The organism is Thalassotalea crassostreae (assembly GCF_001831495.1).
Classification (GTDB): domain Bacteria; phylum Pseudomonadota; class Gammaproteobacteria; order Enterobacterales; family Alteromonadaceae; genus Thalassotalea_A; species Thalassotalea_A crassostreae.
Window position 1 is genome coordinate 783,447 of sequence record NZ_CP017689.1, and the last position, 24,261, is coordinate 807,707.

The 24,261-nt window shown below is 38.3% G+C and carries 17 protein-coding genes; 6 read left to right on the top strand and 11 right to left on the bottom strand.

The features are described from left to right. Positions 1–23 precede the first annotated feature (23 nt). The gene (gene rapA / locus LT090_RS03515; protein WP_068544610.1) at positions 24–2,930 is read right to left on the bottom strand and encodes an RNA polymerase-associated protein RapA; all 2,907 of its coding nucleotides are present in this window, start codon (positions 2,928–2,930) and stop codon (positions 24–26) included. A gap of 576 nt (positions 2,931–3,506) precedes the next feature. Here rapA and LT090_RS03520 point away from each other — a divergent pair. The 3 genes from LT090_RS03520 to LT090_RS03530 all read left to right on the top strand — a co-directional run bounded on the left by LT090_RS03520 (position 3,507) and on the right by LT090_RS03530 (position 9,755). After that, positions 3,507–4,889 (top strand): PhoH family protein, encoded by a 1,383-nt coding sequence (locus LT090_RS03520; RefSeq protein ID WP_068544608.1) that lies wholly within the window; start codon positions 3,507–3,509, stop codon positions 4,887–4,889. 276 nt (positions 4,890–5,165) lie between these two features. Further along, complete coding sequence (locus tag LT090_RS03525) at positions 5,166–6,944, top strand: acyl-CoA dehydrogenase C-terminal domain-containing protein (RefSeq protein WP_068544606.1); 1,779 nt, start codon at positions 5,166–5,168, stop codon at positions 6,942–6,944. 459 nt (positions 6,945–7,403) lie between these two features. Then, on the top strand, positions 7,404–9,755 hold the full coding sequence (locus LT090_RS03530; RefSeq protein ID WP_068544604.1) for a 3'-5' exonuclease: 2,352 nt from the start codon (positions 7,404–7,406) through the stop codon (positions 9,753–9,755). 165 nt (positions 9,756–9,920) lie between these two features. On the opposite strand, the gene LT090_RS03535 is transcribed toward LT090_RS03530, so the two are convergent. Continuing rightward, entirely contained in the window at positions 9,921–10,667 is a 747-nt protein-coding gene (locus LT090_RS03535) for a hypothetical protein (protein WP_068544602.1), read from the bottom strand. Between the two features lie 64 nt (positions 10,668–10,731). After that, positions 10,732–11,505 carry a collagen-like triple helix repeat-containing protein gene (locus tag LT090_RS17130; RefSeq protein ID WP_068544600.1) on the bottom strand — a complete coding sequence of 258 codons (774 nt, stop codon included), beginning with the start codon at positions 11,503–11,505 and terminating at the stop codon, positions 10,732–10,734. A 489-nt stretch (positions 11,506–11,994) separates the two neighbouring features. Here LT090_RS17130 and LT090_RS03545 point away from each other — a divergent pair, with 489 nt between their 5' ends. Continuing rightward, positions 11,995–12,552, top strand: coding sequence for a hypothetical protein (locus LT090_RS03545; protein WP_157726582.1), 558 nt, complete (start codon positions 11,995–11,997; stop codon positions 12,550–12,552). Between the two features lie 3 nt (positions 12,553–12,555). On the opposite strand, the gene pdsS is transcribed toward LT090_RS03545, so the two are convergent. Beyond that, positions 12,556–14,718: a proteobacterial dedicated sortase system histidine kinase gene (pdsS, locus tag LT090_RS03550; protein WP_068544595.1), complete on the bottom strand. Its 2,163-nt coding sequence runs from the start codon at positions 14,716–14,718 to the stop codon at positions 12,556–12,558. Positions 14,719–14,730: 12 nt separating this feature from the next. Beyond that, positions 14,731–15,417, bottom strand: coding sequence for a proteobacterial dedicated sortase system response regulator (pdsR, locus tag LT090_RS03555; protein ID WP_068545026.1), 687 nt, complete (start codon positions 15,415–15,417; stop codon positions 14,731–14,733). Positions 15,418–15,642: 225 nt separating this feature from the next. Here pdsR and pdsO point away from each other — a divergent pair, with 225 nt between their 5' ends. Continuing rightward, positions 15,643–16,422: a sortase-associated OmpA-like protein PdsO gene (gene pdsO / locus LT090_RS03560; RefSeq protein WP_068544593.1), complete on the top strand. Its 780-nt coding sequence runs from the start codon at positions 15,643–15,645 to the stop codon at positions 16,420–16,422. A 146-nt stretch (positions 16,423–16,568) separates the two neighbouring features. Here pdsO and LT090_RS03565 read toward each other — a convergent pair whose 3' ends face one another. Then, on the bottom strand, positions 16,569–18,062 hold the full coding sequence (locus LT090_RS03565; RefSeq protein WP_232461467.1) for a CoA-acylating methylmalonate-semialdehyde dehydrogenase: 1,494 nt from the start codon (positions 18,060–18,062) through the stop codon (positions 16,569–16,571). 115 nt (positions 18,063–18,177) lie between these two features. Between LT090_RS03565 and LT090_RS03570 the strand changes: the two genes are divergently transcribed. Next, a complete protein-coding gene (locus LT090_RS03570; RefSeq protein ID WP_157726581.1) occupies positions 18,178–19,110 on the top strand; it encodes a LysR family transcriptional regulator in 933 nt (310 codons plus the stop codon). Between the two features lie 118 nt (positions 19,111–19,228). On the opposite strand, the gene LT090_RS03575 is transcribed toward LT090_RS03570, so the two are convergent. The 5 genes from LT090_RS03575 to LT090_RS16975 all read right to left on the bottom strand — a co-directional run bounded on the left by LT090_RS03575 (position 19,229) and on the right by LT090_RS16975 (position 24,027). Continuing rightward, a complete protein-coding gene (locus tag LT090_RS03575; protein WP_082897286.1) occupies positions 19,229–20,071 on the bottom strand; it encodes an IS3 family transposase in 843 nt (280 codons plus the stop codon). Then, positions 20,071–20,577: a helix-turn-helix domain-containing protein gene (locus tag LT090_RS03580; protein ID WP_068547899.1), complete on the bottom strand. Its 507-nt coding sequence runs from the start codon at positions 20,575–20,577 to the stop codon at positions 20,071–20,073. The genes LT090_RS03575 and LT090_RS03580 overlap by 1 nt, the downstream gene beginning before the upstream one ends. A gap of 89 nt (positions 20,578–20,666) precedes the next feature. Next, on the bottom strand, positions 20,667–22,301 hold the full coding sequence (locus LT090_RS03585) for a S8 family serine peptidase (protein ID WP_082897139.1): 1,635 nt from the start codon (positions 22,299–22,301) through the stop codon (positions 20,667–20,669). Positions 22,302–22,837: 536 nt separating this feature from the next. Beyond that, entirely contained in the window at positions 22,838–23,683 is an 846-nt protein-coding gene (locus LT090_RS03590; protein ID WP_068546153.1) for a mechanosensitive ion channel family protein, read from the bottom strand. A gap of 170 nt (positions 23,684–23,853) precedes the next feature. Further along, complete coding sequence (locus LT090_RS16975) at positions 23,854–24,027, bottom strand: PA3496 family putative envelope integrity protein (RefSeq protein WP_157726617.1); 174 nt, start codon at positions 24,025–24,027, stop codon at positions 23,854–23,856. Positions 24,028–24,261 lie beyond the last annotated feature (234 nt).

Here is a 24,261-nt window from a genome sequence, read left to right on the forward strand (position 1 = left end):
GTTGTTCGTTATCGTTATTAACGTTACTGGCTAACCACAATTAATCGAATCGCCTCAAATTTAAGTTGCGCATGCTCGATAAAGTGAGTCAATTCTGTTTGTTGATGGCGAATAAACTCCAATTCAGATTGACGAACATTCGGGTTAATTTTAGCTAATGCCGTTAATCGTTGATGCTCTTCTTCTAATGCTTCATTCATTGATGTCATTGCTTGTTGTTGCAATGCATTTATTTGCAATTCACTATAGCTTTCAGCTTTTTCAACAAGCGCAGGAATTTGAGACTTTAACGCTTTGGCAAGCTGTAAACCCACTTGCTTTTTAACCGGAGATAGCTGACCGTCAAGCACATCTTCAGCAACCTTATCCGATAAATTATTACCGTTTTTGTCGAGTAAAATACGAATTGGTGTTGTTGGCAAATAACGCCCAAGCTGTAACTCTGATGGGGCCATTCCTTCAAAGGTGAAAATGCACTCTACAAAGAAGGTGCCGACGGGAATCGAAGGGTTCTTTAAAATGCCTATGCTAGCATTACCGATTTCATCACTTAAGATTAAGTCCATAGAACCAACAACCATTGGGTGATCCCAAGTTAACAACTGGTAGTCTTCACAACTTAATGCAGTTTGTCTGTCAAAAGTCACTGTGGTGCCATCATCAGGTAGGTTAGGGAAGTTACTGCTAAGCATATGGTCGCTTGGATGCAAAGCTATGGCATTATCCGCTTTATCATCTTGCTCTAGTCCAAAAACATCAAAAACCGAAAACATATATTGCGGCAAGTCGTAATTACTATCGAGTTGCTCGATATCCGCGACCAGTGACTCGGCTTTGCCTTGTCCCGATGAGTTTATTTCAAGTAACTTATCGCGACCATTTTCTAGATCGGCTTTGATGGTTAAATGCAATTCATGGCTAGCATTAATGATATTGGCGATGGCGTCATTTTGCCATAAACCCTGCAATGCGGTTTGCATCATTGCCGTACCAAATTCTTCGAATACCGCGCGAGCTGTTATACAGGTATGTTCAAAAGCATTAAGGCCTTGGTGATACCAATGTAACAATAACGATTGTGGTGAATTAGCAAAGTAAGGCACATGAATCGATATGGTATCGGTTTGTCCAATACGATCTAAGCGGCCAATTCGCTGTTCTAATAAGTCAGGGTTACGCGGTAAATCAAATAAAACCAAGTGATGAGCGAACTGGAAATTTCGGCCTTCAGAGCCGATCTCAGAACATAATAATACCTGCGCGCTATCTTCTTCTTGAGCAAAGTAGGCTGCCGCTTTGTCGCGTTCAAAAATACTCATACCTTCATGGAAAACGGCTGCTCGAATGCCTTCTTTCACTCTTAACGCTTGCTCTAAGTCTTTGGCGGTTTGGGCATGAGCACAAATCACTAATACTTTGTTTTGACGATTCTCATTTAATAAATCAATGAGGAAATCGACACGTGGATCAAAGTCTGTCCATTCATTTGGTTGAGGCTCTAAGTGATATAAAGCTTCTGGGGTGAAAATCATTTTGCTGACACTGGAAGCTACTAGCTTTTCTTCATCGCCGCTAGCAATGTAATTACTAATTGATTCTAAATACGCTTCAGGCAACTCTAATTCAGTTGCTAACAATTTTCGCTCAGGAAAGCCTTTGATGGTATTACGTGAATTTCTAAATAGAATTCGTCCAGTGCCGTGGCGATCGAGCAATTGTGACAACAATTCGCTGCGGGCGTTTTGAACTGTCTGGTCATCGCCATTGTTTAAATCATCGATTAACGAACTTACGTCGACTTCACTGAGCATTTCTTTAAGAGTGTTTTGTTGATTAACATCGAGCCTAGCATCGCCAAGAATACCGTTAGCTGCATCGGCAACAGCGCCGTATTGCTCTTCTTCTTTAATAAACTCTTCGTAACTGTAAAAACGGTTAGCATCAAGTAGACGCAGACGAGCAAAGTGTGATTCATGACCTAATTGATCAGGGGTAGCTGTTAATAATAAAACGCCAGGTATATATTGAGCCAGTATTTCGATGCATTGGTATTCAACCGACGGATCGTCTTGTGACCATGAAAGGTGATGAGCTTCATCAACAATCAGCAAGTCCCAATCTTCATTGGCTATGTTTTCAAACTGATCTGGGCTATTAGCGAGGAAATCAAGGTTTACTAAAACCAGTTGTTCGGCGCTAAATGGATTTTCGCCTTCAGCATATTGCAGGCAACGTTCTTCATCGAAAATACTAAATTTAAGGTTAAAGCGACGTAACATTTCGACTAACCATTGATGCATCAATGATTCAGGAACTGCAATTAATACTCTTTTGGCGCGACCTGACACAAGCTGTTGATGGATTATTAAACCCGCTTCAATGGTTTTACCTAATCCTACTTCATCGGCTAATAACACTCTTGGTGCAAATCGCTTACCGACTTCTTCGGCAATGTAGAGTTGATGAGGAATTAAACTCACTCGTGCGCCAACTAATCCGGTAAGTTCAGATTGTTGTTGTTGATGTTGTAGTTTTAACGATTTTTTACGAAGTTGATACCAATCTAATCGATCAAATTGGCCGTTCAATAATCGGTCGTGTGGTTTATTAAACTTGATGAAATGATCTAGCATCATTTCTTTTAACGCGACTTCTTCACCTGTATCAACATGGGTACCTACATAGGTATACAAATTTTTGTCTTCGATGACTTTCGTTACTGTGATGCTAAAACCTTCATGTGAAGGCACAACATCGCCAACATTAAAGATCACTCGAGTTAATGGTGCTTCCTTGGTGGCATATTGTCGAGATTCGCCAGTAGCGGTATAAAGTATGGTGACAAATCGACCAGCAGCTTCTACTACCGTTCCTAAACCTTGATCTGATTCGCTGTCACTTATCCAACGCTGGCCAAGAAAAAAAGACATTAACATTCTCCAATTAATGTGGGCTTGCAAAAAGGGCGCTATGGTAAATTATTTATATGGTAAGTCCAGTTATTTTCTTTATTGTTCAATAATTTATTCTAATGAACAGTTTGTTAATAATTGGCTTACTAAATCTTTGCTTTTATTCGCTAAATATTTTTAACGTGATCGAACATTTAGTGATACAAATAAAGGCATTGTTTATAAGCTTAGTTTTAAATGAAAATTATTCACCTAAATTAAGTTAAAATTCGGTTGTATCTATTCAAATTAAGTGGCAAGGTAGAATTATGGATGAGTTAATAAAGGGACCTGTACAGACGCAAAAATAATAAATTTTAGCGAATGATGCTCTGCTAACTATTTGATTATTAGTAACATTGTTCAGTTATTCAATAAAACCAACGCCATTATTTATGTGCACTTTTTTTACTTCGATAAAAGGATAATTAACAGGGATATAATTTTATTGTAAGTCGCTATTTTTACTGATTTTATAACACTGTAGCTATTCATTTTTAGCAGTCAAAATGTCCAATAATAAATGAGCTTGGTATAAGAGCTGTAGGACATACTATGACCGAAATACATACCATTTACGTATTAGATACTAATATCCTTCTCCACGAACCGTTCGCCTTTTTATCTTTCCAAGAACATGATGTTGTAATACCAATGACCGTTCTCGAAGAGCTCGACAGCATTAAAGACAGGAATAAAGATGTAAGTCGTGATGCCCGCGTCGCTATTAGAGCATTAGAAGATCTATTAACGGATGCTTCACCTGAACAAGTATTAGCCGGCGTCAAATTACCCAATACTAATGAATCACAGGTTGAACCAGGCCATATTTCAATTTTCAATGATTTTGCATTAGACCAGGTTGTTGGTGGTTTATCGAAAAATGAAAATGATAATCGCATCATAGGTACGGCGTTACATTTACAACAAAATCATCGTGATAAAAAAGTGGTTTTAGTTACCAAAGACATCAATATGCGCCTTAAAGGCAAAGGTGCAGGATTAAAGTTTGTTGAAGATTATCGCACCGACCAATTGGTTGATGATATTAAGTTTTTAACTAAAGGTTATCACAAATTTGACGGTGACTTTTGGCAGCAAGTTAGCGATTGTGAAAGTGAAACAACCGGCAGATATACTAAGCACTTAATTGATAAATCATTGATCCCAAGTGCTTTTATGAATGAATACTTAATAGATGAAGAAGGCTCCTTTGCTGGCAAAATTGTTGGTATGACGGATGATAAAGCCGAAGTTCTTGATCTTGGACACGAGCGTCTTATGGGGCGAAATGCCTGGGGCATTCACCCAAAAAACATCTATCAAGGGATGGCTATGGACGCATTACTTGATCCTGAAATCGATCTTTGTATTTTAACCGGCCCAGCTGGTTGTGGTAAAACATTACTCGCCTTGGCTTCGGCACTTGAGCTCGTTGTTGAAAGAGGCATTTACGATAAAATAATCGTTACCCGCTCAACCCCAGAAATTGCCGAATCTATCGGTTTCTTGCCGGGTACAGAAGAAGAGAAAATGGCGCCATGGCTTGCTGCAATTACCGATTCATTGGAAGTGTTGCACAAGCAAGATGAAAGTATGAGTGGCAGCATGAACTATATAATGGAAAAAGCGAATATTCAGTTTAAGTCGGTTAACTTTATGCGTGGTCGCTCATTGCAAAATGCAGTGGTAATACTGGATGAGTGTCAAAACCTTACCGCAGCACAATTAAAGACCATTATCACTCGTTGTGGTGAAGGGACTAAACTCATTTGTTCCGGTAACCTTGCGCAAATAGATAGTAATTACTTAACCGCTCTTACATCAGGTTTAACCTATATTGTTGAGCGATTTAAAAATTACGAAGGCAGCGCTACCGTAAACCTGAACGGTGTGGTGCGAAGTTCGTTAGCAAGATTTGCAGAAGAGAATCTTTAATTTGAAACATTATCGATATTGATTTTAAGTTGCATTACAAACTGACCGAAACCGAAGCATTGTTGATGTTTCGGTTTTTTTAACTCAACAAATTTGCTCAATTTCATCTGCCTTTTTCGTTAATACTGCAATAATTAACCGAGAATTTAATACTTTTACCTTTACAAATAATCGATTTTTTAGGTATATTCAAACAAGTGTTTTAATTGTTTGTTTAAATGTTTTTTGTAAGCGACAGAACATTAATCAAACCCAACGGATTTAACGGAGGCCATTGTGGCTGAATTTCAAGTACCTTTAAGAGATATGAATTTTGTATTATTCGACGTTTTTAACGCTGAAAAATTGTGGCAAGGCATTCCTGCATTGGCTGAAAATGTAGATAAAGATACTGCCGATGCGATATTAACCGAATGTGCAAAAATTGCAGAACAAGTTATTGCACCTATCTCTCGCGACGGTGACGAAATTGGCGTTAAATTTGAAGATGGTAAGGTGACAACCGCACCAGGCTTTAAAGAGGCATACAATACTTATGCCGAAGGTGGTTGGACTGCACTGGGTGGTGAACCAGAGTTTGGTGGTATGGGAATGCCGAAAATGCTGACCGCAATGCACGAAGAAATGCTGTGTTCTGGCGATATCTCTTTTTCATTATATCCAGGACTAACCGCTGGTGCAGCTTTGTCTCTATCAAAGCATGGTAGTGATGAACTTAAAAGCCGCTATCTTACGCGTATGTATGCTGGCCAATGGTCTGCAACAATGTGTTTAACTGAATCACATGCGGGCAGTGATCTTGGTATTATTCGTACCAAAGCGGTGCCAAACGATAGTGGTTCATACAATATTACCGGCAGTAAGATTTTTATTACTGGTGGAGAGCAAGACTTAACTGAAAACATTATTCATTTAGTGTTAGCCAAATTACCTGATGCACCAGCCGGGCCACGTGGTATCTCTTTATTTTTAGTGCCGAAGATTAAAGTGAATGAAGATGAGTCATTAGGCGAAGCTAATAATGTTACCTGTGGCTCAATTGAGCATAAAATGGGAATTCATGCATCGTCTACTTGTGTGATGAATTTTGACGGCTCCGAAGGCTATTTAGTTGGTGAGCTAAATCAAGGTTTAGCATGCATGTTCACAATGATGAATTACGAACGCATTGGCGTTGGTATTCAAGGCTTAGGTGCCAGTGAACGTTCTTATCAAAATGCCCTAGAGTATGCCAAAGAGCGCATCCAAGGGCGAGCAGCCACAGGTACTCAAAATCCAAACCAAGAAGCTGACTCTATTATGGTTCATGCTGATGTACGTCGAATGTTGATGAGCATGAAAGCTTTGAATGAAGGCAATAGAGCACTTTATACCTATATTTCAATGCAGTTGGATTTGGCAAAGTATGCAAGCGGTGAACAACAGAAAAATGGTGAAGTACTTGCTGCATTGATGACACCTTTAGCGAAAGCATTTCTTACTGATACTGGTTTAGAAAGTACCGTTGCCGGTATGCAAGTATTTGGTGGTCATGGTTTTGTTCGTGAATGGGGGCAAGAACAGTTAGTTCGCGATACCCGAATTTCACAAATTTATGAAGGAACCAATGGTATTCAAGCAATGGATCTTATTGGTCGTAAAGTTGCGGCTAATAACGGTCAATTTATGAATGTGTTTGTCAATGAAGTTCGCGACTATATTGCTGCTACATCGTCGAGTGAAATGAATGAATTTATTGAGCCATTAACCGCTGCCATCAATGACTTGGAATCATTAACAACAGATGTTTTAGCCGCTGCGTCGGGAGACGTGAATGAACTTGGTTCTGCTGCCTGCGATTATCTGCATGTATTTGGTTACGTCGCCTTAGCTTATATGTGGGCTAAAATGGCAGAAGCATCTCTTGATAAAGCAGACTGTGATGATTTTTATAAATCTAAATTATTAACCGCACGTTATTATTATGCACGTCTACTTCCTCGTCGAATTTCACTTGCTGCACAAGCGCTGAGCGGCGCAGAGCATTTGTATAATATAGAAGACGAGTTGTTTTAGACTAGTTATATTATTAAGAAATAAAGGCATTTTAGGATGGGCTGATAACGAATTAGGGATCTAAATGATCCCTTTTTTTTACTTTTTAAAAAATAAATTCTATATAATCAATAACTTAAAGTATGCAATGTTACCGGTTACGTTAGGATTCCTGAATTTTATCTTTATATTACAGTTAGTTATAGATATTTATATGATTAGATGTCGGAATTGCTTATGTGTATTACCCGGTATTTTCAAAATATCAGGCAAAACTCGAAAAAATCTTCTTATTTAGTTATCGCCTCAAACTTACACTAACGAATTATGTTGTTACTCAAAACGTAGAGCTGCCATAATTCAAGGCCTCCCAGGCACCTAGCAATTACAATAACTCATTATTTAATATTATTTTCAATAAGTTACTAACTTTTATTGACATCCTACTGAGAATCATTATTTTTAGCAAAGGAGGTGGCGATGTCAAAAATTGCAGTAATAGATGTAGAAACAACCGGGTTGTCCGCCGCAAAAGGAGATAGGATTGTGCAAATAGCCGTTGTGAGAATTCACAACGGAAAAGTTGATGTGAAAAATTACTTCGACAAATATATAAATCCTGACAACAAGAAAATCCCTAAACGAGCTTTTGATGTACACGGCTTATCAAACCAATTCCTCGAAGATAAACCGTTATTCAAGGACATATGGGAAGAGCTTCTTGCCTTTATTTCGGGTTATGAAATTGTTACGTATAATAGTGAATTTGACATATCATTCATTCAATGGGAAATAGCTCGATTTAATAGCCCAGTAGTTATGCTGCGAGACTTCAAAGTATCATGCTTAATGAAGGCTGTTGCCAATGAAATAAACAATGGAAAATGGTTGAAGCTTGATAATGCTTGCCGTAGATACGGCATCGATATTTCCCAGCGCAAGATACACGGTGCGCTTGTTGATGCGATGCTTGCTGCTGAACTCTATATTGTATTTAACGAATCTGAAATAATACCGCTACCCAAAACACCGCAGATAACCCCTCATAGAGAAAAAACAGCCCGTCCTTTACCTAGAGCATTCAAGCACCCGAATACCGGCGAAATGGTGCAACTGAATTTTTGTAAGAACCCTAATTGTGATAATTACCGAATCCCGGCAACCAACCCGAAAAAGGATAAGGATGGCAAACCTAAAAGAGGCTTGGGTAACGACTATAGGATAACAAATTCAGGTGAGCGGCTAACATGCCAGCTTTGTAAAACAAGTACAAACTTAGTAAATAATAGAGCGTTTGTATTTGAGTCGATGCGAGTTCAATCGTTATCTCAAATGAACCTACCATCTTGTCCGAATGAGAAAATAGCTAGAGGAAAAGGCCGTGGTAAGCCTTGTATAAATTTCGGAAGAGATATTTATAGCTACCCTAACCTTTATGCTAAAAAAGGTAAGGTGCACTCACAAGTAAAAAATCAATCACACATGTATAGTCGGCGTTATGAGTGTAAGCACTGCAAATCTCCTTTTACTGTCAAAATGTTCCCGGAAATGGGCCAAACTAATGCAAACATAAATGAAATTCTATTTAGAGGGTTAATGAACAAAGGCGTAATTAATCGCCTCCAAGAACAAATCGATATACCGGCAATGTTGATTTATAAAAGAATCCAGTTTTTCTACGACCAGTGTGTTTTGTTTGACTCTTTTCATATGCAGAAGAACTTGAACGTTCTTAAAAACAAACATCTTGAGATAAGTATGGATAGACAGCATTATTTAGCGAACTGGAATGACAAAAATGATAACAGACCAACGAAGCTGGTTAATACAAGTTCGGTAGAGAATAAAAGCAGGTTTGTCTTAGCGAGCACACTAAATTTTGACTTCTTATCCGATTACGAGCACATAAAATCTCAATACAAAAAATTAAAGGAACATGAAAAACCACGTCATTTAAAGCAATATGCACAATACATCATCGAGGATAAAGATATGGAATCTGATGATGTCGGTGATTTGCTTAATACGCGTGCGCCAACAAAGCACTTATTGGTTCAGCAAACATACTCTCTAATGGCTCACTTAGAATTGCTAAAACCAATTTACGAGAAGTCTCAAAGCATTAACTTATTTGCTGATGATGACGAAGGGTTCGAAATGGGGATCTGTTTAGTGTTGAGTGGTTTGATCAAATCCGGGAAGTTAACCCCTATACTAATTAAAGCTGACAGAAATAATGCTAGTCAAATGCAAGACAAGAGAACCTGGTCAGAGCAGACTTTACATGATGCAGGTATTTCACAAACAGATATCAATGCCGGCAAACAGGACTATGCTAATTTGCGAGACCTTAACCTTAAGTATTGGACCGCAGAGTTACATCGCTTATTTGATTATCAGGGTAACGGTAAATCAGAATGGATAACGCACCCTTTTCCCAAAGCTAAAGCAACTATTGAAATCAAACCTTTAATGGGTAACCTGAATAAAGTCTCAGTAGCAGTTTCAGAGGCCTTGCTACAAGTATCGACTCATGGGGTAGATAATTACTTTCAAATGACCAGGCGTCGTATAAACATGTTAGAAAGGCCTATAACATCAGCGACAAATACACACCGGTGGAACGGATATGCGTCTTATAACCCCAAATGGGTAGTAATGCTTTTAGAGATTCTGCGTGTATATAACAACTATGTGTTAACAGACGAAAAAACTCTTAAAAATAAAAAATCAGTTAAAACACCACTTACACCGGCAGAGAAGTTAGGTATTGCTAATAAGCAATACACTATAAGCGATATATTAGATTTTACTCCGCTAAATAGGCATTAGGATAAAGTATTCATAAGTCCTATTTTGGAGGACGTAGTCGACGACCGCTTTGTGCCATTTACTGCCGTTTGCTATAACCTAACCTTTGTATACTAGTGGTAATACATAGAACAAGCACTGCTAGGATATAAAAGACTCCTAGCAGTACATTTTCAATGAGTGAATTTAATATGTTGTTATAAAGCAAGCAGGTGAATTCGATGTGTTTTTAGCAAATATAATTAGTGATTGTCTGTCATCAAAATTTTCGTTGCTAACATTACAAGTTGCAATCTCAGTACCGTTTAATGCTTCTAATGAAACCTTTGACAAGGGGGACTTTAAGTCCACATCATACTTATTAGATAATTCTATTGCTTCTAAAGCGCCTTGAAACAATGCATCGTCGATAAATATGTTTACATCCTCTTTTCCAAAAAGGTTAATTACATACAGAGGTGCAGATGTTGCACTTGGTTGGTCTAGAGGTCTATCAAAAACTTCCACTTCATATTCAGGAGAAGTCAAAGTACTGTCACCTACTGCAAACACAAGCTGTTCAAGTTCATCGCTGCTAATACTTTCTTGCTCAGCAGCTAATAGAGCATCTGTATTCGCATTCCTTAACTCAAAGCTTACATTTAATTTACCTGATGTATCCTTTATAGCGCTAACAATTATATTCTCAACAATACCACCGTATACGGCATTGCTATGTAATGTGGTTGTACTTTGTCCGCTCTGAAATTTATCGTAAATTGCGTTCACTATAATATCAGATGTGGTGCCACCTTGATAAACAAAGTTAAAGGTGCGCACATCAATATCAACACCAGTATCCGCTGGAGGAGTAGGCGTCGAACCACCGCCTCCGCCGCCACCACAGGCTGTTAAAGCACCAAAGATTAATAATAGTGCAATATGTTTTTTCATTTAAAAATTATCCTATTCAATTTGTATATATTACCTGTAACTTAAAATAAGTAGATTAAAGCTGCTAAGGACATTTACTTGACCATCTTTGATCGTCAAGGGCTGCAATACAGAGTCCTGACGGTGTAGTACCAGGGAAGCTTACGCCGCATAGTTGCTCCCATTGAGAAATGGTGTCAGAATGATAAAATGTTAGACATTCAAATGACTCATTTGTACTTTTACTCGCAACAGAGGCAATACAATCAGGGTCATTATCACATTCATTAAAACAAGCGTTATTATCAATGACCTCTGTAAGAGACATGGTAGTTTGATTCGCTATATAAGCCCCTTCTAACACCCAATATGAAAGGTTTTGTGAAGCATTATATTTGATGCTCAATAAACCCTGATTAGGGGTGATAGCACAACTTTCAAAGCCGTCAGCACCGTCCGCAAAAAAAGTATCCGAAGTCATTTTAGTAAGTGTTCCTGTAGGTACCGTATGAGTATCTGAAGGGCAGCCTTCGGGGTATTTTCCTAATTCAGCAAAGGCCTCGCAAAAATGTTGATGATTAAGAGTCGCTTCCTGGGTTTGCGCCAGACTTTTTACTGTTTGGCAATCTTGTGCGGTCCATAAACCATCAAGATTAGTATCTTCACTAACTTCATTGACCCCATTTCCATTTAGATCCCAACAATTAACCCCAGAGCTCCCAGTTGCACCTTGAGGGCCCTGAGCACCAGTTGGTCCTTGAGGACCCTGCGTACCAGCAGTACCTGTAGAGCCGTCATCACCATCACATGCAAATAACGTTAATGATGTAATTAATATTGATAATATCTTAAATTTCATAAAATGTTTCCCTGTCCGCTAATCGCTCTATGCAGTCGTTAGCGACCGCCTAAAAATCTTGTGTTCCAACAATAACACCTTACATTGCATATTTACAAATATTTAAAGGGTGGTTTTGTTCGCGCAGCAAATAGCTTTTTAATCAGGTGGAATTTAGTTACCTGACTGGGCGCGAGCTAGCTGCACTATTGATTTTATAATTATCACTCATTTTTATAAATTCGATTTATCTGCAAGCTATTGATTTGAATAGCAAAAAACAAGTTATTCTATGCATTTGTACAGCACTCGCAATTTTAACTCATTGATATATATACTAAAAATAAAAAAGGGATCTCAATTTGAGATCCCGAATTCGTTATCAGCCCAATTTTAGGATGCCTTTTTTGTTTGTGTTTTATTTGCTTACAAATTTGCTTTAGCCATTGTAGATTTAAACAAGTTAACATTAGTGTAATAAACCAAAGATTACGCAAAGTGAAAGATAAAATGATGAATATTACTTCGTTAACGAAAGTTAAAAATCTAGCAACGATTGCCGTTTCACTCATTACTTGGGTTACACTGTTAATGCAATATTATGGATCTGGCGTACCAGTACATTATTTGCTTCACAATAAGGATCTTGCTGCGTTTTCCAACTGGTGGGGAGGTATAATTCTACCGGCAATTACTTGGTTTTTAATTGCGCGCATAAACCAGAATATTTTATTGCAGCCGACTGAACAGCAACAAGCTTTCGCCAAACGTATATTGATTGGATTTGTTGCAGCGATTACTTGGGGAGTTTTACTATCGGCAGGTTTCTCTTTTGGCTACACACAACTATCTAGCACATTGTTTTTTGGTATCCCTTTGATTGCATTATTTATTAAGGTTTACCAAGAGCAGTTTATTCTAGGATTCGTACTTAGTATGAGCGTTGTTTTTGGCGCCATCTTGCCGTTAATTTTCGCCACTCTTATTGGCACTGTTTCGGCTATTGTTTATCACCTAGTTCACTTTATTATTACGCAAATCAAGAATATGAATAAAACAGCGAGCTAAATATTAGCTCGCTAGTGGTAATGTCAATGTGATCATAACGCCGTTTTTATCAGTTAAATTTGACGCTTTAATGGTGCCATTATGATGCTTGGCAATCAGCCTACTGATATACAAACCAATGCCTAAATGCGGTTGCTGTTTTTGCGCCTCAGGTCTTACTGATATCATCGCTTCAAATATGTTGTCGCTCATGTCATCCGGCAATAGCGGGCCGCTATTGCTAATCGCCAATACCGCGTTATTTTTATCACTATCTAAGGTGATTGAAATAGGTTGCTCATTACCACTAAATTCAACCGCGTTATTAATGACTTTATCGAACAGCTGAGCGATATGCTCATCGCTGCCATCGATCATTATCGGCTGACGTACAATATTTACCTCAAATGATTGCTCTGCAAATATTTGTTTATAACTATTACTGCATCCTTCAACTACTTTGGCGAGATCAAATATTTCGTGATCAGTTGACTGTAAAGATTGTTCAAGGTTGGTCGCTTCGCTCATTGCCATCAGCATTGAGTTTAATCGGTTTATGCCTATTTGGGCACGCTCGATATACACAGTATTTTGTTTATCATTCGGGCTTTGTGCTAAATGCTCTAACGAAGACTTTACTACTGCCACAGGGGTTTTTAGCTCATGTGACAATCGAGACGACATATTTTGTAAGTAGTCATTGTATTGTCCTAATTGGGTGAATATATCGGTGAAACTGCGGCTTAATGCGCCAATTTCATCGTTAACTTTACTGCTTGCTAAACGGCCTTTAATTCGGCCTTTACCATCTGTTAGTTTATCCACTTGTCCGCTCAGCTTGCGAATACGTGCGGATACTCTAAAGGCATAAAATACTAAGCCAATAATTGATAGTGTTAACAGCAAGCCGGCGATAATCATCCCTTCTAATAACTGATTGATTTGAGTACGAATGGCATGGTCATTTTCTTCGATAACGACAACACCTTGCACCTTTCCATCTGACATTATTGGATAAGCTGCAGAGATCATTTTGGCTTTGCCATCCGCCGTAGTCCAACTGTGGAGCTGTTCATTGCCTGTTGATAGAACATTTTTTATATGTTGTTTCTCTTCGATTCGATCTTCAAACTTTTTCAGTTGGAAATCTTTTGATGGCGTGCTGAGGAAATAATGATAAATAATATTACTTAACGCTAAGCGCAAATTTTCCCGCCATCCAGTGCTGTTGTCATTAAGGTTAATCGGCTGAACGTTATCGATTTCTTGGATTTGCTCTCGTTTATTTAACACTCGATCAAATCGATCGACAATTCTGATATCTGTATTGGTGCGTGCCATTGCATTAATAATGATTTCAATTTCAGGAGAAGGAACGGTAAGGGTACCTAAGGTATCGACATTGCGGGTATTTGCACTGCCAATAACAACAGGAATTCGTTGATTTGAGCGAGAATCAATATCGACAATACTAAAGCCAATTTTGTCATTTACCAGCTCGTTTGGAATTCGTATTTCTACATTGTAGCCCTGTTCTGTTAGGCGCCAACGACTGCCGATTCGTTTCTCTGGCTCTGCTGTTTGCCTCGCATCTTTGTCGGTAGGAAATTTATACGGATTATCCCAACCATCACCATAAGTCGAAAAAACGTAACGTTGTAATTTGTTGTCATCACTTAAGGTCGAAAAATTGATGTGATCATTTTCGACAAATGATCTTTTATTTTTACCCCTAAAAACTACCTCGTCGTCTACAACGGTAAAAAATAAATAAAGATAATCTTGGTTGCGGGCAATATAGGTTTTATAACTCACACTGACTTCGTCGACCAAAAGTTTTGGTCTATTGGTTATTTGATCTTCAAAATCATAATAGTAAGTGTTTTTATTAGTTCGAATTTTTTGCCATTCAGTGTCTAAACCATCCATTTGTATGGTGTTATCAATCTCTTTAGGAAAAAAATCTTTTCCTTTAACCAAGTAACTTTGAAAGCTTGCGTACTTATTAAATAAATTTTCACGACCATTCAGCGCGGTTGCCACTGCTTTGGCATTATTCATTAAATTAGTCTGTTGACCTTGGTTAAGCTGTGTCGCCATATCATCAATATAGAGACGGCCGATGAACGGAATAGCGACCAATAAACTGGCGAATAAGATAAATTTAGTGGTAATTCTAGAGCGCAAACTAACTTCCTATTATTCGCTAAGCCAGCGATAACCCATACCATATACGGTATCAATACAATTAAACTCTGCATCAATGGCGATAAACTTCTTACGAATGCGTTTTATATGGGCAGTGACAGTATTATCATCAACATATATATTAGCGTCACTCATCAATTGTTCTTTGCTTTTTACATGACCTGGATTAATTGCCAACGAGTGAATCATCCAAAACTCTGTGATTGTGGTATTTACCAGTTCATCATTCCAATAAACGGATAATCGGTCTTTGTTAATCACTAACCCTGAACGTTCTATTTGATCTTCTTCAATGGGTTTATCAAGCACCTTCAAGTAATTTAATATCGCGTGAATTCGAGCACTTAAGTTGGCAAAGCTCATGGTCTTGCTCACATAGTCATTAGCACCGAGTCGCAAGCCACTAATAATATCGGCATCGGAATCGCGTGCCGTTAAAAATATTATCGGCAGTAAAGGTGATTTATCTCTTAACATTTTGCAAATTTCGAAGCCACCGTCATAATCTTCATTCAAGCCGATATCTAATATTGCCAAATGCGGTAGCGTGATTTCAAATGCCTTTAACGCACTTTCTTTAGTGTCATAGGTTTCGACTACAAACCCTTGTTTACGCAGTGCTTCTGCGTAATTTTCACGGATAGCCTGGTCATCTTCAACTATTGCGATTCGTTTCATCATTGAATTTTTTCTTCTTAACTAGGTCAACTATTGATGATCAATATACCTGATTTATTTCGATTGTGGTGAAAACCAGAGCAATTATCATAATTGGTCATAATTGCAGGTTGATAGTTCATTTTCGAACCCGTAAAAGGGCAAAGTTTTACGTTTTAATTTAAATCAAGCAAACGGGGCAACCCATTTTAACAATAAGATTTAATCAACGTAAAAGGTAACACTATGAAAAAGACTATAACAGCACTAACAATCGCATCAGTATTAATGGTTAATAGCGTCACGGTTCAAGCTGCAGAGAAAGAGAATACTGCCCAAGATCAAGATATCATTTCTCAAATAAATGATATGCCAGAAGAAGAAAAATGGGGTGTAAGCATTGGCGCTATTTTAGGCGGTATTTTTGGCGGTCCTCCAGGAGCAATCATTGTTGGTGTTGCTGGCGATTTTGTCGGTAAACATTTTGTCGCAGAGAAAGAAATCAATGCGCTTGAACAACAAATAGCGCAACAACAAACTCACCTTGAAAATGATGAACGTAGCTTCAAGCACAAAATTAAAAATTTAGAAATTCAGCATCAAAAAGAATTAGTGAATATTGCCGCCAGTTATGAAAATAGTGAACGTGCAGAGCTTGAAAATCTGCTTATCAGCTTAATGTTTAGAACGGGTTCAAGCACCTTAGAACCACATTATAAGCAACAAATCACAGCGATTGCTAAGGTGCTCAATCGTTCATCCGAGTTAACCATTGATTTATCGGGTTATACCGATAAACAAGGCGATGAAGAGTTGAATAAAAAACTTGCCGAGCAACGTGTCGAATCAGTCAAACAGCACCTATTAACCGCTGGTGTAGAAGAACATAGAATTGTTACTAATGCTGTTGGTGAATTAGTGGCAGAAGATGATACTGAAGAGTCAGAAGTGAACTACTTTGCCCGTAAAGTGGTAATGAAATTAACGAAACCTACAGAGGAGGTGGCACAACAAACAACCTATTAACTGGTAACATTTATTATTAAAAAGTAATCTCCTATCTAAAGTGTCCTCATTTTAAGTTTTCTTACTTAAGGTGCGGCTCACTTACGAAAAAGGCCAATGTAATTCTACATTGGCCTTTGTATTTTTAACTAATATAGTAATTTAAACTATAGGCTAATCGTCGTGTGTACTTTTGTACCTTCAATATGATCAGGTTCAAACCAACGTGCAGTAACCGATTTTGTTTGTGTCCAAAATTGCGCTACTTGCTTTCCGTTAGGACCTAAATCACCCAGTTTAGAAGCACGAGAACCAGTGAAAGAGAAGTACGCTACTGGTACTGGAATTGGAACATTGATACCAATTTGACCTACATCGATTTCGTTTTCAAACTTGCGGGCAACATAGCCTGAAGAAGTAAAGATTGAAGTACCGTTACCGTTTTCGTTAGCATTGATAATTGCGATTGCTTCGTCAAGAGTTTCAGCTTCAAGCACACATAATGCAGGCCCAAAGATTTCTTGTGTGTAAATATCCATATCTGTAGTTACGCCAGAGAACATTGTTGGACCAACAAAGTTACCTTTTTCATAACCAGGAACCACACAATCTCGGCCATCAACAAGTAAATTTGCGCCTTGCTCAACACCTGAATCAAGCAGTTTTAAAATACGAGCTTTTGCTTGTGGAGAAACTACTGGTCCAAGATCTGCTGCACGGTTAGTACCCGTATCAACAACCATACCTTTTGCACGTTCTGCAATTTCAGGTATCCAATTACGAGCTTCGCCAACTAAGATAGTCACTGGGTTAGCCATACAACGTTGACCAGCAGCACCGAAAGCAGAACCTAATAAATCGTTAATTGCGCGATCTTTGTTTGCATCAGGCATGATAACCATGTGGTTTTTAGCGCCCATCATTGATTGCGCACGTTTGCCATGTTGACTTGCTAAGTTGTATACATGAGTACCAACGTTAGTTGAACCAATGAAAGAAACAGCTTTGATGTCATCGTGAGAACATAAACGATTAACAACGTCTGGGCCACCGTGAACAACGTTAAGAACACCTGCTGGAACACCCGCCTCTAAAGCAAGTTCAGCCATTAACATAGACGATGAAGGATCTTGTTCAGATGGTTTTAAAACAAATGAATTACCACATACGATTGCCGCTGGGAACATAAATGATGGCAGCATCACAGGGAAATTAAACGCTGTAATACCAGCACCAACACCTAGTGGTTGATTCATTGTGTATACGTCAACGCCTGTTGCTGCATTGTTTGACATTTCACCCATTTGCAAACGAGCAACGCCACAGGCATTTTCTACCGCTTCCAATGCACGACCAACTTCACCTTCAGCGTCTGGCAATGTCTTACCATGTTCAAGTGTGATTAAGCGCGCTAATTCTTCAGTGTTGTCTTGCAATAGCTGTTGGAACTTAAGCATGATGCGCATACGCTTAGTAACTGAAACTAATCTCCAGCTTTTAAATGCTTCTGCAGCATTGCTTATTGCATACTCAACTTCTTCTTCCGTTGCCATTGGCACACGAGCAACAACTTCTTGTGTTGCCGGGTTTAATACATCTAACCAATTTTCTGATTTAGAACGAACTTTTTCACCATTGATTAATAATGGAATTTCACGAATAGCCATAAGAATAATCTCTCACTGAATTGCACCCATATAGTTGGGCGGGTAATTTATTGCGGTCAGTATAGTGGTTTATCGTTATAGGCGCTATAACCAAGGGTGCAACGTAGTCTTGCAAATATGCAAGACCTGTAAAGTTAAGTTTGCTACACTAGACTTTATGAACTGGGATGACTTAAAAATATTTCTCGAAGTAGCAAAAACGCAAAGGCTTTCAACTGCTTCTAGAACACTAAATATAGATGCTTCGACTGTATCTAGACGTATCCATCAATTGGAAAAAAGTTTGGCTGTGCGTTTGTTTGAACGCAGTGTTGATGGTCACTCTTTAACCGATGAAGGTCAGCGGTTGTTACTATCTGCACAGCAAATGGAACAATCATTGCAAGGTTGTGTTGCATCATTGCAAGGTTTAGATCTTGATGAAAGTGGTTTGGTACGTCTCGGTACCACTGAGGCATTTGGTAATTATTTCGTGGTACCTAATCTTGGCAGTTTTCAACAGCAACATCCTGATATCAATATTGACGTGCTACCGTTACCAAGAGTTGTAAAGTTATCTCGTCATGAAGCTGATATAGCGATAACGGTCGGTAAGCCACGGCAAACATCCTTGGTGGTTACCAAACTATGTGATTATCGCTTGAAGCTTTATGCAAGTCGTGATTATTTGGCCAACAACCCTGTCCGCGATATCGAGCAACTTGAACTGCATAAATGGATAGGTTATGTCGATTCAATCGACTTTGCACCGCAGCTTTCTTACTTGTCTGATTTTCTGCCACAGGTTAATCCTCAGATAAAATCAAGCAGTGTTATTGCCCAGTATTTGGCGGTAAAGAACAATTTAGGCTTAGCTATTTTGCCATGTTTCATGGCCGACCAAGACGATCAACTTCAAGCTTTATTTGAAGGTGATATCAATGTCGTAAGGGAGTTTTATTTGATGGCTTACCCAGATAATAAACGTGTTAAACGAGTAGAGCTTTTATGGGGTTATTTGAAACAATTGGTGAAAAAACAAAAACACCTTCTTATGCCATAAGCTAGAGAGTAGTTGGTTAAATTGGACCTTATATTAGTAAATAATAAAAGTGATATTTAAAAGCAAAGATAATAAAAAGCCGACAAATTGAAGTGACCCCAGAAAGTTGGACACTTTATTAAGCGGCTAATAAGGCTTGATTTCGATACTCTATCGGACTCAAGCCTTTTAATTTCAACTTAATGCGTTTGTTGTTGTAGTAATGAATATATTCTTTGATGCAGTCGATTAACTCGTCCGCATCTTTGAACTCCTCACGATGATACATTTCTGTTTTCAGAATTCCAAAGAAATTTTCTGCTACAGCATTATCTAAGCAGTTACCTTTTCTCGACATACTTTGTTTTAACCCTGCTTTTCTTATTATGTTTTGCGTCGTTTTCATTCGATATTGCCAGCCTTGGTCTGAATGAATCACTGGCTTTTCATGATCCTTTAACGTTTTTAATGCATTGTTTATCATGTCTGTCACCAGTGGAAGGTGTGCCGATTTCCTTACTTCATAGCTGATAACCTCTTGATTAAACAAATCAAGAATTGGCGACAAGTACACTTTTTGTCCTTTGACTTTGAATTCCGTCACATCAGTTACCCACTTATGGTTAGGTTTGCTTACCTTGAAGTTTCGCTCCAATAAGTTAGGTGCTGTTGTACCGACTTCACCTCGATATGACTTGTAGCGCTTTGGTCTGACTTTTGATTTAAGGTTTAATTCAACCATCAAGCGCTGCACTGCCTTATGGTTAATCAAGGTTCCAGCGCTACGTAGCGCACTGGCAACTCTTCGATAACCATACCGTCCCTTGTGTTCATGGAACAGGCTCTTAATTAATACCTTCACGTCCGCGTAGTTATCTGGCTTACGCAGGGCTTTACATTGATAGTAATAGACACTGCGGGCTAGACCAGTAGCTTCCAATAAATGTACGAGTTTATACTTTGCCTTAAGCTCTTGAACCACTATCGTTTTTTCTTGGTTCGCTTTCTTTTTTCTTGAGCTAAGGCTTCTAACTTTTTTAATACAGCATTCTCAGCTCTGAGGTACTCTAACTCTTCCTTCATTTCTTCTTCAGACATGCTTTCAGGAGATTTACCTCTGTGAGAGTTTGGAGTTTTAGCCATCTTTGGTCTACCTATCTTTTTTGGTGTTAAATTATCAGAGCCTGACTGATTATAACGTTTTAACCACGCTGATAATATTCCTGATGAAGATAAATCGAAATAGGCGCTTGTATAGCTTAATGACCAGTTTTCTTCTGCCATTGTTTTAATGACATGAAGTTTAAATTGTTTGGAATATGGGAGGCCAGGATGTTGAAAGGCGTTGCTTCCATGGATACGATAAACTGCTCCCCAGTACCTAATTTGTCGACAGCTAACACCAATCTTTCGGCTTAGTTCAATTGAGCTTGTTTCTTCAGCCTTGATGGCCGTTTCTATTTTAAATATTCTTTTATGCTTGGACATAAAAAGACCCCCAGTAATTGGATAGTCCAACTATTGGGGGTCACTTCAAAATGTCGGCTTTTGCAGTTATAGGTAATTACAATCCCAAATTAACGACAACGAGGACCGTTGCCTTTACATGGTTCCGGCTCTGGCTCTGGATCTGGATCTGGAGGAGTAGTTCCACCGTCACAGCCATTTGCAGTTAGGTAATCATGAGCAGCTTTAGCATCAACGATACCGTAACCAAAGTATACATCTTTGCCATTTACACCACTGTCCATTGCTGTTGCTTTTAACGCTTGGCGAATTTCTGTACCAGAACATTCGGTATGATTAGACCAGACTAATGCAGCCATACCAGATACACCTGGTGTCGCCATAGATGTACCACTCATGTAACCATAATCGCTAAGACCAATAGAAATATTAGCCATCGATGCAGCTTTTATCGCAGCGCCATCTTCTTGTGCAGCACCAACTGCTGGAATAGAGGTCGTATTTGTATCACCTAACGTCGCATATAACATGCCAGGTTCGTTATTAATGATAATTGCACCAATACCACCTGAATCTTCACAGTTTTTCACTTTATCGTGGAATGAGATATTACCGCGATCTATTACACAAACCGTGCCGTTAGCGCCGCCATCGATTGCTTCTGCAGTACCCATATAATACGTACTACCGTTTGCTTGACCTGCGTTTTCCATAGCAGACGCTGCAAATGCAGTGCTATCTGCGCTCATTGAGGCGCTAGTCGCCGTTCCTGCAGGGTATGTTGATAAAGTATCTACACCACCAGCTGTTACTTCGACACATATATTTTCATTGGTCGTTGCTTTCTTACCACGGCCTGTTGTACACCCTGGAAATTGAGAGAAATCGGCAATGTTGTTATCGGCATCGTTAGCACCAATCATCATTACTGACTCGTAACCTGCCGGGTAAGAACGAACACTGTTACCATCGTTACCTGCCGCAGCGACAACTAGACCGCCATTGGCTGTGAAACTTTCAAAAGCATTCGATTCAGTGCTATTAGCGCCACCGCCACCAAGACTCATTGAAATAATGTTTGCACCTGCCGCACTACATAAGTTTGCTGCGTGGGCAAGATCGGAAGAATAGCCCCAACCGTCACTGTTGAATACTTTGATAATGTGCATATCAACACCCGGTGCCATACCGACAACACCAACATTGTTATCTGCAGCACCCACGGTTCCGGCAACATGCGTACCATGTGGTCCACCGTTTACGTCCCAATTGCCAGTACCTGAATCATTGTCACCGGTTATTGCGCCCCAATTGAAATCGTTATTAGAACGATCTAAACCAGAATCTATCACACACACTTTCATACCTGCATTACTATCGAAAGGCACTTGGTTTGCTTTTGATTGGTAAACAGCATAAGGCGTTAATTGCTGGGTCATTGGGTTGCCGGCATCGTCCGAAAATTCTGACATTAATTTACGACGTTGATCGGCTTCAACTAATTTTATGTGTGGATTGTTTAGCAAGCCTTTTACTGTTGCTAAATCTTTACCGCTAAATGTTGCTGCGATGAAACCATCGCTATCTAGCTGTACATTACCGCCAAGTTGTTTAGTTAGTGCCTTAACCACACCTTTTTTCGAATTATCAACTTGAATGATGTAACGGTCGTCGGCAGCTGTGGCTGCAAATGTTGTTACTACTGATAAAGCTATCAGTGACTTAGTATAATAATTTCTCTTCACTGGATTTACTCCCAAATAATTATAATTTTTATTTTTAGTTCCGTTTATTTTTTTTGTTAAAATTTTGTTAACGGAAATTTGTAACCATTTCAGTGTAGGGATAAAAATAAAAATGTTTAGTGCCTATTCTAGAACTAAAAGTTCTAATATATAACTTTTTGTAAACTATTGAATATATTGGCTTTTACTTTTTATTCATGGAGTTGAAATAGTACTTTTAGACAACTAATATGCAAACACCTTGTTATATATAAGGTTTTTATTTTTGTTGAAAAAATGTACAAAAAAATAGTTGAATCATTTATAAATAACTATTCTAAATGAGTCTATTTTTATGAATGTCGATTGGTTGTTTGAATTGACTAAAATAGATAAATAATTATTAAATTTTCCTAAAACTAAAACTAAAAATTAAAAAATAGTAGATTTCAAATTAATTATCACCTGTGTTTTGTACGATTATTGTACAGCGACAAACGATAAAAATATTGACTAGCTAATTCTTTGATCTGATTTTTAATCTGACTTTAAACACATTAGGAAGTCATTTGTTGAATTTGCTTAAAATAGAAATCCATAAAGTTTTGGGTGATCCGTTGCTCTAACGAAACAGCCTGTTCAGTAGGGCAGAATAGAATAATGGTAAAGTTCAAATGGCCAAGATCTGTGGTAGTAATGCGAATGTATGGTTCTTCACCTGGCAAATCAACACCAAGGCGCTTTTCAATCACATTGTTATAGCGACGACCAACCTCAACAAACTCTTTGGTGTACTCATTCATTTTGCTGAAAATAAAATCTCGAGCATCAAACACGTTGACTTGATTGTCTGTGGTTATACTAAACGTATGATAAACGTAGCGTTTCATAAAATTCATATTCTTAACGGTAAGTGTTAAGAATTGACTATTTGGAATGGTGACGGTTTTTCCTGTGTAATTGTAAGTATTATTAGCAAAGTCGACTTCTTGTAAGCTAGTCGATAATGCGTTGTGTTCGATGACTTCTCCGTAATTGTCACCAACGCGCACCCAATCACCAATAATGAATGCATTCGACGTTGCTCTGAGTATTGAACCGCTGATACATAAGATTAGTTCTTTTGACGCGATAACGATCGCTACCGCGACCGCTGCTATAGATAAAGCAAAATTCTCGAGTTCAGTCCACCAAATACTAAATAGAGAGACAAGAATTATCATCACCGATATATTTTTAGTGCGAGAAATCCAAGTGCGGTGAGTCTCATTTAAAAAATCGTGATTACGTTTGATTAAACGCACTATGAGATGACTAAGTTGATGCAAAAATATCACAATAAATATAGAGACGAATACTTTATTGTTAATTAGTAATTGTGCTTGTTCTAAGAAATCAGCCATAGTGGAGTTCTTTAGTGATATTAAAGTTGATATTGTACTCGTAATTAAGCAAAAGAGTTAGCTCAAATAGGGTATAACTTAGTAGGAGATACTATATGTTTGACAAGGAAAAGCTAACTTTTCCTTGTGCTGTTTATAACGATTGCAAAACTGAAAAAAGAAACGTGAGATTATAATTCCCATTCATCTTCATCAAGCAATTCCTTTAATCGTTTTTTTTCAAGTAATTCATCAATGCGTTTGCGTGTTTTAGCATTACTTGTTTCTTTAGTTTCAGTATTAAGGGTTTCGTCTTCATCGAAACTTTCACCGAAACCATCGTCAATTAACTGGTCTGGAGACATAAGTACTTCCTCAATTTATACAACTCATCATTCTTTCAGGGTTGCGCATACCTCAATAATTGAAAAATAGGAAAATTTTTCGCTGACGTCAAACAAAAAATGAGAATTTTTTTCTGAATGAGCAAAATTTACTCATAGCTAATAACTGTAAGGGCTGTAGCGAAGATGGAAATGGCTATATTTTTACAATTTAGTGAATTAAATGTTACTTAATTTTCAGAGGCTTAGATAACA

Excerpts from the sequence above, each read along its gene's own strand:
- rapA (WP_068544610.1), bottom strand. The coding sequence starts at position 2,930 with ATGTCTTTTTTTCTTGGCCAGCGTTGGATAAGTGACAGCGAATCAGAT.
- LT090_RS03520 (WP_068544608.1), top strand. The coding sequence starts at position 3,507 with ATGACCGAAATACATACCATTTACGTATTAGATACTAATATCCTTCTC.
- LT090_RS03530 (WP_068544604.1), top strand. The coding sequence starts at position 7,404 with ATGTCAAAAATTGCAGTAATAGATGTAGAAACAACCGGGTTGTCCGCC.
- LT090_RS03535 (WP_068544602.1), bottom strand. The coding sequence starts at position 10,667 with ATGAAAAAACATATTGCACTATTATTAATCTTTGGTGCTTTAACAGCC.
- LT090_RS17130 (WP_068544600.1), bottom strand. The coding sequence starts at position 11,505 with ATGAAATTTAAGATATTATCAATATTAATTACATCATTAACGTTATTT.
- LT090_RS03545 (WP_157726582.1), top strand. The coding sequence starts at position 11,995 with ATGATGAATATTACTTCGTTAACGAAAGTTAAAAATCTAGCAACGATT.
- pdsR (WP_068545026.1), bottom strand. The coding sequence starts at position 15,417 with ATGAAACGAATCGCAATAGTTGAAGATGACCAGGCTATCCGTGAAAAT.
- pdsO (WP_068544593.1), top strand. The coding sequence starts at position 15,643 with ATGAAAAAGACTATAACAGCACTAACAATCGCATCAGTATTAATGGTT.
- LT090_RS03580 (WP_068547899.1), bottom strand. The coding sequence starts at position 20,577 with ATGTCCAAGCATAAAAGAATATTTAAAATAGAAACGGCCATCAAGGCT.
- LT090_RS03590 (WP_068546153.1), bottom strand. The coding sequence starts at position 23,683 with ATGGCTGATTTCTTAGAACAAGCACAATTACTAATTAACAATAAAGTA.
- LT090_RS16975 (WP_157726617.1), bottom strand. The coding sequence starts at position 24,027 with ATGTCTCCAGACCAGTTAATTGACGATGGTTTCGGTGAAAGTTTCGAT.